The 14,134-nt window shown below is 55.5% G+C and carries 13 protein-coding genes; 7 read left to right on the top strand and 6 right to left on the bottom strand.

Annotation, left to right across the window (positions count from 1 at the left end):
* The first annotated feature begins 68 nt into the window (after positions 1 to 68).
* On the top strand, positions 69 to 416 hold the full coding sequence (locus NR302_RS03870; protein ID WP_007888732.1) for a YacC family pilotin-like protein: 348 nt from the start codon (positions 69 to 71) through the stop codon (positions 414 to 416).
* A 59-nt stretch (positions 417 to 475) separates the two neighbouring features.
* On the opposite strand, the gene NR302_RS03865 is transcribed toward NR302_RS03870, so the two are convergent.
* From NR302_RS03865 to NR302_RS03855, 3 genes are read right to left on the bottom strand one after another with little or no spacing between them, the layout of a single operon-like run.
* Positions 476 to 1,234, bottom strand: coding sequence for a DeoR/GlpR family DNA-binding transcription regulator (locus NR302_RS03865; RefSeq protein ID WP_008108534.1), 759 nt, complete (start codon positions 1,232 to 1,234; stop codon positions 476 to 478).
* 6 nt (positions 1,235 to 1,240) lie between these two features.
* On the bottom strand, positions 1,241 to 2,221 hold the full coding sequence (locus tag NR302_RS03860) for a D-threonate 4-phosphate dehydrogenase (RefSeq protein WP_258144614.1): 981 nt from the start codon (positions 2,219 to 2,221) through the stop codon (positions 1,241 to 1,243).
* The gene (locus tag NR302_RS03855) at positions 2,214 to 3,485 is read right to left on the bottom strand and encodes a four-carbon acid sugar kinase family protein (RefSeq protein WP_258144613.1); all 1,272 of its coding nucleotides are present in this window, start codon (positions 3,483 to 3,485) and stop codon (positions 2,214 to 2,216) included. Before NR302_RS03855 ends, NR302_RS03860 begins: the two co-directional genes overlap by 8 nt.
* Positions 3,486 to 3,667: 182 nt before the next feature.
* Here NR302_RS03855 and NR302_RS03850 point away from each other — a divergent pair, with 182 nt between their 5' ends.
* From NR302_RS03850 to NR302_RS03835, 4 genes are all read left to right on the top strand, one after another.
* Positions 3,668 to 4,816 carry an iron-containing alcohol dehydrogenase gene (locus NR302_RS03850; protein ID WP_258144612.1) on the top strand — a complete coding sequence of 383 codons (1,149 nt, stop codon included), beginning with the start codon at positions 3,668 to 3,670 and terminating at the stop codon, positions 4,814 to 4,816.
* A 17-nt stretch (positions 4,817 to 4,833) separates the two neighbouring features.
* Positions 4,834 to 5,718, top strand: coding sequence for a dihydrodipicolinate synthase family protein (locus tag NR302_RS03845; RefSeq protein ID WP_008108544.1), 885 nt, complete (start codon positions 4,834 to 4,836; stop codon positions 5,716 to 5,718).
* 161 nt (positions 5,719 to 5,879) lie between these two features.
* A complete protein-coding gene (locus tag NR302_RS03840) occupies positions 5,880 to 6,833 on the top strand; it encodes a phosphoglycerate dehydrogenase (RefSeq protein ID WP_258144611.1) in 954 nt (317 codons plus the stop codon).
* 44 nt (positions 6,834 to 6,877) lie between these two features.
* The gene (locus NR302_RS03835; RefSeq protein WP_154192965.1) at positions 6,878 to 8,203 is read left to right on the top strand and encodes an MFS transporter; all 1,326 of its coding nucleotides are present in this window, start codon (positions 6,878 to 6,880) and stop codon (positions 8,201 to 8,203) included.
* 32 nt (positions 8,204 to 8,235) lie between these two features.
* On the opposite strand, the gene yacL is transcribed toward NR302_RS03835, so the two are convergent.
* The 3 genes from yacL to NR302_RS03820 form a co-directional block, all read right to left on the bottom strand.
* On the bottom strand, positions 8,236 to 8,598 hold the full coding sequence (gene yacL / locus NR302_RS03830; RefSeq protein ID WP_008108552.1) for a protein YacL: 363 nt from the start codon (positions 8,596 to 8,598) through the stop codon (positions 8,236 to 8,238).
* A gap of 172 nt (positions 8,599 to 8,770) precedes the next feature.
* The gene (gene acnB / locus NR302_RS03825) at positions 8,771 to 11,368 is read right to left on the bottom strand and encodes a bifunctional aconitate hydratase 2/2-methylisocitrate dehydratase (RefSeq protein ID WP_085982361.1); all 2,598 of its coding nucleotides are present in this window, start codon (positions 11,366 to 11,368) and stop codon (positions 8,771 to 8,773) included.
* Positions 11,369 to 11,606: 238 nt separating this feature from the next.
* Entirely contained in the window at positions 11,607 to 12,602 is a 996-nt protein-coding gene (locus tag NR302_RS03820) for an aldo/keto reductase (protein ID WP_258144610.1), read from the bottom strand.
* Positions 12,603 to 12,700: 98 nt separating this feature from the next.
* Between NR302_RS03820 and NR302_RS03815 the strand changes: the two genes are divergently transcribed.
* Positions 12,701 to 13,633 carry a LysR family transcriptional regulator gene (locus tag NR302_RS03815; protein ID WP_258144609.1) on the top strand — a complete coding sequence of 311 codons (933 nt, stop codon included), beginning with the start codon at positions 12,701 to 12,703 and terminating at the stop codon, positions 13,631 to 13,633.
* A gap of 245 nt (positions 13,634 to 13,878) precedes the next feature.
* Entirely contained in the window at positions 13,879 to 14,025 is a 147-nt protein-coding gene (locus NR302_RS23720) for a Hok/Gef family protein (protein ID WP_137385164.1), read from the top strand.
* The last annotated feature ends 109 nt before the right edge of the window (positions 14,026 to 14,134 follow it).

Genomic DNA, 14,134 nt, shown 5'->3' with positions numbered 1-14,134 from the left:
GCAAATTTAGCGGAATACCGGCAATAACTGTGCTAACGTCAATAAATTGTCCCTTGTTGAGAATCATTATGACGAAAAGCATCAAGATCCTGCTGCTGGCGGGACTCCTTGGCTTCTCCTCCACCAGTTTTGCCCTGAGCGAATCCGAAGCAGAAGATCTGGCCGACCTCACCGCTGTGTTCGTTTATCTCAAGAACGATTGTGGCTATCAGGATTTGCCGGACGCACAGATTCGTAAAGCGCTGGTGTTTTTCGCCCAACAAAACCGTTGGGATTTAAGCAACTACAGCAATTACAACATGAAGTCGCTGGGCGAAGAGAGCTACAAGGATTTGAGCGGCATCGCCATCACCAACGACAAGAAGTGTAAGTCGCTGGCGCGCGATTCGCTGAGTTTGCTGGCTTACGTTAAGTAGTCAGATTGGGTGCGGGCTGATGCCCACACCCCGGCCTTCTCCCACGGGAGAGGGAGCCATTAGGTTAACTGCAAACCCAATCCACGCTCGCGCAGGTCGCGGCATACCGCTTCATCCAGACGCGCATCCGTCACCACATCGGTCAGGCTATCAATCGGCGCGGCGCAATACAGCGACCATGAACCGTACTTGCTGCTGTCAGCCAGCAGAACACGGCGGCGTGCATTGGCCAGCAGATCCATCTTCAATCCGGCTTTATCTTCGGTTGGCGTGGTAATCCCGCGTTCGATGCTCCACGAGTTGCAGCTGACAAACGCGATATCAGGGTTGATGCTGCGCAGCAGGCGACGGCCATGTTCACCAATACATGACTGGCTGGAATCATCAATGCGTCCACCGATAATGGTGGTTTCGATTTGCTTAAACTCGGAAAGAAACAGCGCGATGTGCAGATCGGCGGTGATCACGCGCAGCTTGAGGTGCGTCAGCTGGCGCGCCAGCTCCAGCATGGTCGTACCGGCATCCAATACCACTGCATCACCCGATTGCACGTAGCTGGCAGCAAACTGCGCGATGGCCTGCTTCTCGGCGAGGTTGCGCTGCATCTTCTCCAGCGTGGTCGGCTGATTAGGGATAAAGCGATTCAGCGTGACGCCGCCGTGGCTGCGGCTAATAACGCCCTCTTTATCCAGCTTGATCAGATCGCGGCGGATCGTCGCTGGCGAGGCAGAAATAGCGCTCACCAGTTGTTCAACAGTGACCAAATTATGGCTCTTCAGATAGTCCATAATCTGGTCGAGACGGCTTTGTCCCTTCATATTTCCCTATGCAAGCTGCATCGCGAGTTTAATGGAGATCGCCATGCTCGCAGAGTTCGCTTTACCTGTCCAGGCGATATCAAACGCGGTGCCGTGGTCCGCCGAGGTGCGGATAAACGGCAAGCCAGCGGTGATATTCACACCATCATAAAAACCTAGTAATTTCAGCGGGATGTGCCCTTGATCGTGGTACATCGCTACCACCATATCGTACTGCCCTTCCTGACATTGCAGGAACACGGTATCGGGCGGGCATGGGCCGCTGACATCAATGCCCTGCGCTTTCATCGCTTTGATAGCAGGCGCGACGATGGTGATCTCTTCATCACCAAACAGACCGTTTTCACCGGCATGTGGATTGACGCCCGCCACCGCAATGCGCGGCTTGTCGAAACCAACGCGGCGCAGGAAGCTGTCGGCCATACCGATCACCGTCTGAATGCGCTCGCCGTTTAAGGTATCGAGGAACTTTCGCAGCGCAATATGCGTGGTGACGTGAATCACTTTCAGCTTATCGGTGTAGAGCACCATGGCGTAATTTTTGGTGTTGGTCAGCTGCGCCAGCAGTTCGGTGTGGCCGGGATAAATATGCCCCGCCGAGTGCAGCGCCTCTTTATTTAACGGTGCGGTGGCAATCGCCTGCACCTCGCCAGCCAGCGCCAGTTCGGTGGCGCGTTTGACGCAGCGCCAGGCCAAATCGCCCGCCGCTTTCTGCACCACGCCGGGCTGCAGCGCGGCGGCATCCGCCAGCGGCTCATCAATCACGTTGATAATGCCGGGCGCAAAATGCGCATCCTTGACCTGGTCGAGCACGCGCAGTTCAGCCTGCGGCGTGACATTGAGTCCCATCACCCGACGCAGCGTGTTGGCGCAACCCACCACCACCGCAGGCACGCCCGCTAACTCACCTTCTGCCAGCGCTTTAATGATGATCTCCGGGCCAATGCCCGCCGGATCGCCCATGGTAATCGCAATAATTTTACTCACTCGACTTCTCCTCAATAAAACGAATGGCTTCTACCAGGGTGTTTTCGTCACCAAAGCCACCTGCTTTGGTCATCACCGGCAGGTGTAATTCACTGTTAAGCAAAACCCCGTGCGGCACGCAGCCCGCCACAAGGCCCTGAATCTGGAAACCGCTCGCGCCAAACGCCTGCGCCACGGCAATCGCCACATCACCGCCAGAGAGATAAAGCCCAGCGGGCTGCACCTCGCGGCACACGCGGCGGGTTAACTGCGCGAGAAACTGGCAGATGCGCTCGCCCAATAACTGACGTGAAACCTGATGTTGTTGGCATAACTGCTCGATCTCATGACGCTGGTCGGCGTGTTGCGTAGTGCGCACTACGCAATGCGCGCCGTCGTGCAGCGCCTGCTGCATTGCCTGCTGCCATTGTTCAGCCTGCGGCCAGGCCGGTTGGGCAAACAGTTGGCGGATATCAATATCGATAACGCGGATGTCGCGCTGGCTGGCGAGGCGCGTAATCTGCTGCTGCGCAATCGCGCTCATTGAGCCGACTACCGCCAGCACCGGACGCGGCTGACGCGCCGCCAGCATCGCGCCAAGCGCATCGCTGAGCCCGGAAGCACCGGCTAATAGTGGACGCGTCTCCAGCGTGGCTGCCGCGGCCATTAATAAGGCAATGTCGCCGTCCTGCTCGATATCCACCACCAGCAAACCTTTCTTAGTGGCGAGCACCTGCGCCAACTGGCCGCCGCGCAGCGTAGCGAGATCGAGGGTTTCACCCGGCAAGGTGCTCTGCATCTGCAACCGCGTCAGTACATGGCCGCTGGTGACTGGCGTTTTAGGATCGCTGGCGAATTCGCTGTCGATCAAACGTTGCTGATGGATCCACACTTCACCCGCTCGCGTGGTGCGTCCAAGCTTCGGCACCGCCGGCACCACTAAGGCTAATTTTTTGCCGCTGGCCTGCATCGCGGCGGCGATTTCCGCGCCGGGATTGCCGCGCAGCGTGGAATCAATCTTCTTAAACAACCAACCATCGTTAAGGATGGCCCGATGTTGCTCAATCGCCGCCCGCGTGCGCCGGGCTGCTTCCTGTTCGCTGAGCGCACGGCTATCGGTGCTGATCACCAGCACATCGGCGGCATTAGCGTCATGCGGCGTGCTGCTATCAAACAGCACATGCACACGCGCTCCGGCTTGTGCCAGCCCGCTGCCCGCGTCATTGGCGCCGGTGAAATCATCGGCAATCACCAGGACTGGCGTTTTCCATGGCGGTAAAGTCATGCTCTCTCCTGTTCCGGCCGCTGCCGTGCTGTAATGATTATATTCAATCATGATTGATTATATGTGAGCAAGATCAAATTAATCGAAATCAATTTGTCCTATAAAATTAGGCACTGTAGTGATAGACCTCGCGCTGCTTGAGCAAACTTAATCATTCAGCGCAAAAAACGTAAGGGTAAGAGATGAATATCAACAGCACCGTGATCTGTGGCTTTCAGGCGCTTAATGACCTCAGCTATTTACTGCAAGGTAAAGAAAAAGCGCTGCTGGTGACCGATAAGAATATTGAAGGCATTCCGGCGGTGCAGACGCTGATCGCCCAGCTGCAGCAGCAGATTGCCAGCCTGAGCATCGTCAATACGGTGCCGCCAGAACCCAGCCAACACGATGTGGCAGCCATTGTCGCCGCGCTGCCGAGCACCGATGTGGATCTGGTGATTGGCGTCGGCGGTGGCAGCGTACTGGACGTTGCCAAGCTGCTGTCGATTCTGTGTGTTGATGGCGCACCAACACTGGATGCGCTGCTGGCGGGTGAAAAGCCGCAAACGCGTACCACTTCGCTGCTGATCCCCACCACCGCAGGCACTGGCTCGGAAGCCACGCCCAATGCGATTCTGGCGATCCCCGAGAAAGAGACCAAAGTCGGCATTATCTCGCCGGTGATGCTGCCAGATTATGTCGCGCTGGTGCCAGAACTTACTACCAGCATGCCACCGCACATCGCCTCTTCCACCGGTATCGATGCGCTGTGCCATTTAATCGAGTGCTTTACCGCTACCGTGTCGAATCCGGTGAGCGATAACTATGCGCTGATCGGCATGAAAAAGCTGTTTGCCAGCCTCGAAACCACCATCGCTGAGCCGGATAACCTTGAAGCGCGCCTGAATATGCTGTGGGCGTCTTATTACGGTGGCGCATCGATTGCGCATGCCGGTACGCATCTGGTACATGCAATGTCTTATCCGCTGGGCGGCAAATATCACCTGCCGCACGGCGTCGCCAACGCCATTCTGCTCGCGCCCTGTATGCGCTTTGTGCGTCCGGCGGCGGTGAGCAAATTCGCTCAGGCTTACGATCTACTGCCGGATGCCGATACCTCGCTGGACGACGAAGCCAAATCCCACGCGCTGGTGGCGTACTTTGCCGCGCTGGTGAAACGCCTGAAGCTGCCCGCCAGCCTGGAAGAGCTGGGTATCGGCCCGGATCATCTGCCGTATCTGGTGGAAGCCGCGCTCGACGTGCAGCGCCTGATGAAGAATGTACCGATGAAAGTGGGCGCCGATGACGTACGCAACGTCTACCTGACGCTATTTCCGGCTTTGAATCACTAAGGATTATCGAGGACAACATGAGCAAGAAAATTCAGGGCGTGTTAACCGCCATCGTCACCACCTTCGATCGCGACGGCGCATTCAATCCAGCCGCCCAACGCGAACAGGTTAAACGTCAGTTAAGCGCCGGCAACGGCATCTTCTGCGGCGGCACCAACGGCGAATTCTTCGTGCTGAACGAACAGGAGAAGCTGGCGGTGACGCAAACCTGCGTTGATGAAGTGAACGGCAGCGCGCCGGTGGTGGCGCATATTGGCGAGATCTCCACGCGTGAAACCATTCGCCTTGGGAAACAAGTGGCGAAGCTGGGCGTGGATGCGGTTTCGGTGATCACGCCTTATTTTGTGCCGCTGAAGCAGGAAGAGCTGATCGCCCACTATCGCGCGGTGGCCGATGCCATCGACGTGCCGCTGTTCCTCTACAACATTCCGGCACGCACCGGCAACACGCTGCAGCCGGAAACCGTGCGCACGTTGGCCGCGCACCCGAACATCATCGGTATTAAAGACAGCGCCGGCAGCTACGAAAGCCTGAGCGGCTTCCTGCAAGCGGCTGCAGGAATCGACAGTTTTGATGTGCTGAACGGCCCGGATTCGCTGATTCATCAGGGCTTTGTCGACGGCTGCTCAGCCTGTATTTCTGGTCTCGCTAACGTGGCGCCTAAAGAGATCAATGCGATTTGGGCACGCTTCCACGCGGGCGATATCGAAGGTTCGCGCCTGGCGCAGGAAAACGTCACCGGTCTGCGCACCGATCTGTATAGCGTGGGCTTCTCTCCCGCCGCAGTGAAAAAAGCGGTGACGCTGCTGGGCTTTGAGGTTGGCGACAGCCGCTATGCGGTGAGTTTCTCTGCCGAAGAAGAGCAGAAGATCCGCCAGATTGTGAATCAGTATTTGCAGTAATGCAGGTGCGCCGTTGGTTTGGTCACCCTTAAGGGCGACCCTACGGCGTATGAATGCGCATATGAATGCGGGTACGAACGCACATATGAATGCGGTTTTGTAGGGTCGCCATTTATGGTGACCTGGCCAATTTGGCAGCATTTACTAACCCGGGAAGAATCATGAAAGTCATCTGTACTTCACCGTCATTCGCCAAATACGACGCGGCGCCGATTGAGGTGCTGCAGCAGCACGGTTTTGAGCTAATCACGCTGCCCGCTGATGCGCCGCTGAGCGCACTTGAGCCACATCTGGCTGACACCGTAGCGATGATTGTGGCCTTTACCGACATCAATGAAGAACTGCTGGCATTAACACCGCAGCTGAAAATCGTCTGTAAGCACGGCGTTGGCGTCGACAACATCAATCTGGAAGCGACGCGCGCACGCGGTATTTACGTCACTAACGTGCCGGATGCCAACAAACACGCGGTTGCCGATTTCGCCTTTGCTTTGATCCTCAACAGCGCGCGTCAGATCACCCAGGCCGCCATTGAAACCCGCGCCGGCAGCTGGCCGCGAATTTTTGCCACCGACGTTTATGGCAAAACATTGGGCATCATCGGGCTGGGCAATATCGGTAAGCAGGTTGCGCTGCGCGCCAAAGGCTTCAACATGCGGGTGATCGCGTTTGATTTTTATCCCGATGAGCAGTTTGCTGCCGAGCACGGCATCGAATTCGTCACGCTGGATCAGCTGACCGAAACCAGCGATTTCATCACCCTGCACATGCCGCTTACCGACAAGACGCAAAATTTATTTGATGCCGCACGCCTCAAACGCATGAAGAAAACTGCCTTCCTGATTAATGCCTCACGCGGCGGCGTGGTGAACGAACAGGATCTCTATCAGGCGCTGCTGGATAACGTGATTGCCGGTGCGGCGGCTGATGTGTTTGTGCAGGAACCGCTGAGCGAGCATCCACTGTTTACGCTCAACAACTTCATTCCCACTTCGCACATTGCCGGTTACACCGACGGCGCAATCAGCGCGATTGGTGAACGTTGCGTGTCGCAAATTGTGCAGTGCATCCAACAGGGCGAACGCCCAATCAACGTGATGAACGGGCTGGAATAACACCCCGCCTTTCTCTGTAACCCTTTTTCGAGTGGATAATTATTATGACTAACTCTGCGCGCTCGAGTCGTATCCGTTGGTGGATTGCTGGCCTGATGTGGCTGGCCATCGCCATTAACTACATTGACCGCACCGTGCTCTCGGCAGCGGCACCGCATCTGATCAAAGAGCTCGATATCAATCCTGAAATGATGGGCTTCATCATGGCAGCGTTCTTCTGGTCGTATGCGCTATTGCAGATCCCGGCGGGCTGGTTCGCCGATCGCTTCGGTCAGAAAAAAGGCCTCGGCATCGCCGTCGGCTGGTGGTCAATCGCGACCATGGCGATGGGCCTCGCGACCGGATTTAAATCGCTGCTGGCGCTACGTTTAGCCCTCGGCGTCGGTGAAGCCGCCGCCTATCCCAGTAACGCAGGCATTACCGCGCGCTGGTTCCCGGACCGCGAACGCGCCACGGTTTCTGGCCTGTTCGACAGCGCCTCCAAGTTTGGTGGTGCGGTGGCCATGCCGCTGATTGTCTTTATGATCGCCCTGTTCGACTGGCGTCTGACCTTCCTCGCCATTGGTGCGCTCGGTTTGTTCTGGGTGATTGCCTGGTACTTTATCTACGCCGAGAACCCGGAAGATCATAAGTCGATCAGTAAAGAAGAAGTGCGCTTCATCCGTGACGGCCAGGCGCAGAAGCACGGCGATAAAAGCGTGCGTCCGATGAAGTGGTACAAACTGCTGCGCTACCGCAATATCTGGGCGATGTGCATTGGCTTCTTCACCATCAATTATACCTCCTATTTCTTTATCACCTGGCTGCCGACCTATCTGGTGAAAGATAAAGGCATGGATTTCCTCAAAATGGGGATGGTGGCCGCGCTACCGCTGATCTGCGGCATGGTGATTGAAGTGCTGGCGGGTTGGGCATCGGATCGCATGGTGCATAACAAAGTGCTGTCGCTGACCGCCACACGCAAACTGTTCCTCACCATCGGCCTGCTGATGGCGCTGTGCATCGGCTTTGCTCCGTTCACCGATTCAGTGTTTATGACCGTGCTGCTGCTGTGTATCGCCAAATCCGGCACCACCGTGGCGGCATCACAAGTGTGGGCATTGCCGGGCGATGTGGCGCCGCAAAACAGCGTGTCGATTGTCGCGGGCCTGCAGAATACCGTATCCAACATGGGCGGTGCGGTGGGACCGATAATTACCGGCGCGATTGTTGGCGCCACCGGACACTTTACCTGGGCGCTGGTGTTCTCGGCGGTACTGGTGGTGATTGGCATCCTTAACTATCTGTTCCTGATGGGTAAAGTTGAACCTATCGTTGATGAGGAGCAGGTTTCACATTCACATTCCGTTGCAAGCGGCGCAGCGCGGTAATCGGCTGGGTCGCCATCAATGGCGACCCTACGTTATTTACCGGCGATAAACAGCCGATAAGCGGCAATCACCGCGAGAAAATCTTCGACGCCGCAGAAAGAGAGGCTCTCTTCGTCGTAATAGGTCATGCCCTCTTCCATGCCGTCATCTTCCAGCGCCAGCTGGTTGGCACGAATCATCACCTCTTCTTCATCCAGCCACAGCGTGTATTCATGTCCAACGCGCTGCCACTGATTAATGGTGCCTTTCACCTGCTGGGCGGCGGCCTCAACCTCATCCAGCAACGGCAGATTGTCTTTGACCTCTTCGTTGAACCAGTGCCCCACCGCTTCGTGGTCCATCGACATACGCACTTTGACCTGGCCGGTCAAATCACGCAGAAATTCGTACTCCATGGGTTTGCCTCATACTGATGACGCGCCGTGCGGCACCGTGTTAGTGCATTTTGTGCGCAGCACGCTGAATAAAGTGGGATCGCGCTCGCATTATGCCTGGAGATGTCAGCGGAAAAAAGGGCATAAAAAAAGGGACGATTTTCATCGTCCCCTTGTTCATCCCGTCAGCCGATTAAACAGCAGTCTGGAAGATCACGCTATCCGCTTTTTCAGTGTATTGTCCCAGCTGATCAAAGTTGAGGTAGCGGTAAGTGTCAGCCGCAGTCTTATCAACCTGCAGCATGAACTGCTGATACTCATCCGGCGTTGGCAGCTTGCCAAGCAGCGAAGCGACCGCCGCCAGTTCAGCCGACGCCAGGAAGACGTTCGCGCCGGTACCCAGACGGTTCGGGAAGTTACGGGTTGAGGTGGAAACCACCGTCGCGCCGTCCGCTACACGCGCCTGGTTACCCATGCACAGTGAACAGCCCGGAATCTCGATACGTGCACCGCTCTTACCGAAGACGCTGTAATAGCCCTCTTCAGTCAGCTGTGCGGCGTCCATTTTGGTTGGCGGCGCAACCCACAAGCGGGTTGGCAGCTGGCCTTTATGGGCATCCAGCAGTTTACCGGCCGCGCGGAAGTGACCAATGTTGGTCATGCACGAACCGATGAACACTTCGTCGATCTTCTCGCCCTGCACATCAGACAACCAACGCGCGTCGTCTGGATCGTTCGGTGCGCACAGAATCGGCTCTTTAATCTCGGCCAGATCGATATCGATCACCGCCGCGTATTCCGCATCCGCATCGCCTTCCAGCAGTTGCGGATCGGCCAGCCATTTCTGCATGCCTTCAATGCGGCGCTCCAGCGTACGACGATCGCCGTAGCCTTCCGAGATCATCCACTTCAGCAGCACGATGTTCGAGTTCAGGTACTCGATGATCGGCTCTTTATCCAGCTTGATGGTACAGCCAGCTGCAGAACGCTCCGCCGAGGCATCGGTCAACTCAAATGCCTGCTCAACTTTCAGCTTCGGCAGACCTTCGATTTCCAGCACGCGGCCAGAGAAGATGTTTTTCTTACCTTTCTTCTCAACGGTCAGCAGGCCCGCCTTGATCGCGTACAGCGGAATAGCGTGTACCAGATCGCGCAGGGTGATGCCCGGCTGCATTTCGCCTTTGAAGCGCACCAGCACCGATTCCGGCATATCCAGCGGCATCACGCCGGTCGCAGCAGCAAACGCTACCAGACCAGAACCTGCCGGGAATGAAATACCGATTGGGAAACGGGTGTGCGAATCACCGCCGGTACCAACGGTATCTGGCAGAAGCATACGGTTCAGCCAGCTGTGGATAACGCCATCGCCCGGACGCAGCGACACGCCGCCACGGTTCATGATGAAGTCTGGCAGCGTATGGTGCGTGGTCACGTCAACCGGCTTCGGATAGGCAGCGGTGTGACAGAATGACTGCATTACCAGGTCGGCAGAGAAGCCGAGGCACGCCAGGTCTTTCAGTTCATCACGGGTCATTGGACCGGTGGTGTCCTGAGAACCGACTGAAGTCATTTTTGGTTCGCAGTACGCGCCCGGACGAACGCCGTCTACGCCACATGCGCGGCCAACCATTTTCTGCGCCAGTGAATAACCACGGGTGCTGGCGGCAACATCTTTGGCTTGCACGAACACATCGCTGTGCGGCAGACCCAATGACTCGCGCGCTTTGGTGGTCAGGCCACGACCGATGATCAGCGGAATACGACCGCCAGCACGGACTTCGTCCAGCAGTACGTCGGTCTTCAGCTCGAAGGTCGCCAGCACTTCATCGGTTTCGTGATTGCGCACTTCGCCTTTGTATGGGTAAACGTCGATGACATCGCCCATGTTCAGACGATCAACGTCAAGCTCGATCGGCAAGGCACCCGCATCTTCCATGGTGTTGAAGAAGATTGGAGCGATTTTACCGCCGAGGCACAGACCGCCGCCCTTTTTGTTTGGCACGTAAGGGATATCGTCGCCCATAAACCACAGCACCGAGTTGGTGGCGGATTTACGCGAAGAACCGGTACCGACCACGTCGCCCACATAGGTCAGCGGGAAGCCTTTGGTCTGCAGTGCTTCGATCTGTTTGATCGGGCCAATGTTACCAGCATCGTCGGGTTCGATGCCTTCACGGGCGTTTTTCAGCATTGCCAGCGCGTGCAGTGGAATATCCGGGCGTGACCATGCATCCGGCGCCGGAGAGAGGTCGTCGGTGTTGGTTTCGCCGGTCACTTTGAACACGGTGGTGGTAATTTTTTCAGCCAGTTTTGGACGCTTCAGGAACCATTCGGCATCGGCCCAGGACTGGATGATTTTTTTCGCGTGTGGGTTACCCGCTTTGGCTTTCTCTTCGACATCGTAGAAGTTATCGAACATCAGCAGCGTGTGAGACAGGGCTTCGGCAGCGATCGGTGCTAAGGCTTCATCTTCTAACGCTTCAATCAGCGCATGGATGTTATAACCGCCCTGCATGGTGCCCAGCAGCTCAACGGCTTTTTCGCGAGTAACCAGAGGAGAGTGGGCTTCGCCCTTAGTGACAGCTGCCAGGAAACCGGCTTTAACATACGCCGCTTCATCAACACCTGGTGGAACACGATTGACCAACAGGTCGGTAAGGAATTCTTCTTCACCCGCTGGCGGGTTTTTTAGCAGTTCAACCAGCGCGGCCATCTGGGAAGCATCTAACGGCTTAGGTACGATTCCCTGGGCAGCACGCTCGGCAACGTGCTTACGGTATTCTTCTAGCACGACGTTCTCCTCGCTCTCATTGTATAGCTTACCGGTGCACCCCTTGATGCTGTCGAACAGTAGGGTGAGGTGCCCGGTTCCGCGTGGGGCAGCATAGCAGCATTTCGCCTGATTGTTAATCTGTTTACAAAAAAGCAACATCCGTGCTTTTTTTAGCAGCTTCATCTGCAAATTGAGCGGGATCACATAAAAAAGCAGGCTTTGAAAGCCTGCTAGTTCTCATTTTCGGAGGAGAGTTTTAACGATCGACCAGCACAAACTCGCTGTCGTTATAGCGCTTGCCCAGAATGTTTTTCTCGCTAAACAACTCATCCAGCGTGGCAACATCCGCATGACGTAATGCTAAATCGGCGGCGGCGCAGTTCTGTTCCAGATGGGCGATTTTGCTGGCACCGGGAATCGGCACAATATAGTCGCCTTTGGCCAGCACCCACGCCAACGCCAGCTGAGCGGCGGTTGCGTCATAACCTGCAGCCATCTCAGTGAGCTGATTCACTAACTTTTGGTTATGCGCCTGCGCATCCTGCTGAAAACGCGGCAGTGAACGACGGAAGTCATCTTCCGCTAAGGTTGTGGCGGCGGGGAATTTCCCGGTGAGGAAGCCGCGCCCCAGCGGGCTATACGGGACAAAGCCGACGTTCAGTTCACGGCAGGTAGCGAGGACATCTTGCTCCGGATCGCGTGACCACAGCGAATATTCGCTTTGCAGCGCCGAAATCGGATGCACCGCATGCGCACGGCGCAAGGTGGCGGATGAAACCTCAGACAAACCGAGATACTTCACCTTCCCTTCCCGCACCAGATCGGCCATCACGCCCACCACCTCTTCAATCGACACCGCCGGATCGAGACGATGCTGATAGAGCAGTTCGATGGTTTCCACACCGAGACGTTGCAAAGATCCTTCGACCGCACGTCGAATATGCGCCGGATCGCTATTCACCCCAGTAATTCGTTCCCAACCTTCTCCCTGATCGGTAATGCGAAAACCAAACTTGGTCGCGACTTTGATATCGCTGCGCCCTTTAATCGCTTTTGCCAACAAGCTCTCGTTGGTGAACGGACCATATACTTCTGCGGTATCGAGGAAATTCACGCCCAGCTCAAACGCCCGCGCCAGCGTGTTCAGCGCCTGTTTTTCATCGTTCTGCCCATAGGCGAAACTCATACCCATGCAGCCTAATCCCAGCGCCGAAACCTGTAATCCCTGATTGCCTAATTGACGTTGTTGCATTGTTTAATCCTCTTCGCTGTTGGTGTTAATGTTATAAACCTCAGCAATCACGGCAACAATTGAGGCATTTTTGCCGATTTAGTGAGTAAAACTCAGCAATGAATAAATACCGTGCGTCTATGCAGGAACTGGAGATGTTTGCTGCCATCGCGCAGCATCTGAGCTTTCGTAAAGCAGCGGAGGAGCGCAATGTCACACCTTCCAGCCTGAGCCACGCGATGCGCCATTTCGAAGCGCGTTTAGGTGTGCGGCTGCTCAATCGCACCACGCGCAAAGTGGCGCTCACCGAAGCCGGTGAACGCTTTTTACAGCGCATTCAGCCTGCGCTTGCCGATCTGTCGCAAGCGGTGGATGAGCTCAACGACTGGCGCAGCGATCCACGCGGCGTATTGCGCATTAGCATGCCGCGATCGGCGGAAGCGCTGTTCTTCGATACGCTGATTTTGCCGTTCTTGCTGCGCTATCCCGAGATTACGCTGGAGATCGACAGCAACGATTCACTGCTGGATATCGTAGAGGCCGGATTTGTTGCCGGCGTGCGCTACGGCGATGTGCTGGCGCAGGATATGGTGGCAGTGCCGTTTGGCACAGCGATGCGGGCGCTGGCAGTGGCGAGCCCGGCGTTTATTGCGCAGCATGGTGCGCCACAGCAACCGGCTGAGCTGCTGCAATTTCCGTGCATTGAGCGACGCTTTCCCAGTGGACGACGTTATCGCTGGGAATTCTGGCAGGATGGCCGCAAACAGGAAGTGGCGGTAAAAGGGTCGCTGGTGCTGGATAACAATGAGCGGATATTACAGGCAGCGCGTGCCGGCGTAGGCATTGCCTTTCTGCATGAAGGTACGGTGCGGGAAGATTTAATTCGCGGTGAGTTAGTGGAAATATTGGCAGACTTCACTCAGGTAGAAGAAGGTTTTTGGCTTTACTATCCTAGCCGTAAATATATTTCCGCACCGCTAAGGCATTTTATTGATTGGCTTAAAGAAATTAACTTCCAATTAAAAAAACCATTACGCGATCTATTTAAATGATTGGGTAATATATAAATCCATTAATTAGAAATAATTTAAAAATTAAGATGAAATAAAAGAAGTTTGGCGTAGACTGCCTGCGGGCGCTTGAGGCAACTTGCTTCAAGCTGAAAAGATTGAGGTGGGTTGTGGAGCGTAAAACCGTGCAGTTAACTTTCATTAACCGCACGGGCAAGCGAACTACCCTACACGTCAGAAATGTCAGGGTAGTCGCTTGCTCGTGCTAAATCAAGAGGAACGTGACTATGAAGTCAATATTCAGCAAGCTGATTATCAGCGGGCTCATTCTATTAGGATTGTGTCTGGTTAATCGCAGCTCACTCTGTGAATTACGATTACGGATATTCACTGCTGAATTATCGGCTGTTATGGCTTACGAAGCACAACAGTAAAACTTCACTAGCGGGAGTTCGCTCCCGCTATTCCGGCATGACTCACAAAGTAGCTCACGCGCCTTTTTTACTTGTTTATTTAAATAGAACCACTAATAAAAAACGGCTC

The sequence above is a fragment of the Pantoea sp. SOD02 genome, assembly GCF_024707505.1.
Taxonomy (GTDB): Bacteria; Pseudomonadota; Gammaproteobacteria; order Enterobacterales; family Enterobacteriaceae; genus Pantoea; species Pantoea symbiotica.
The sequence above is the reverse complement of the archived record's forward strand: the minus strand, read 5'-3'. Positions and strand labels throughout refer to the sequence as shown.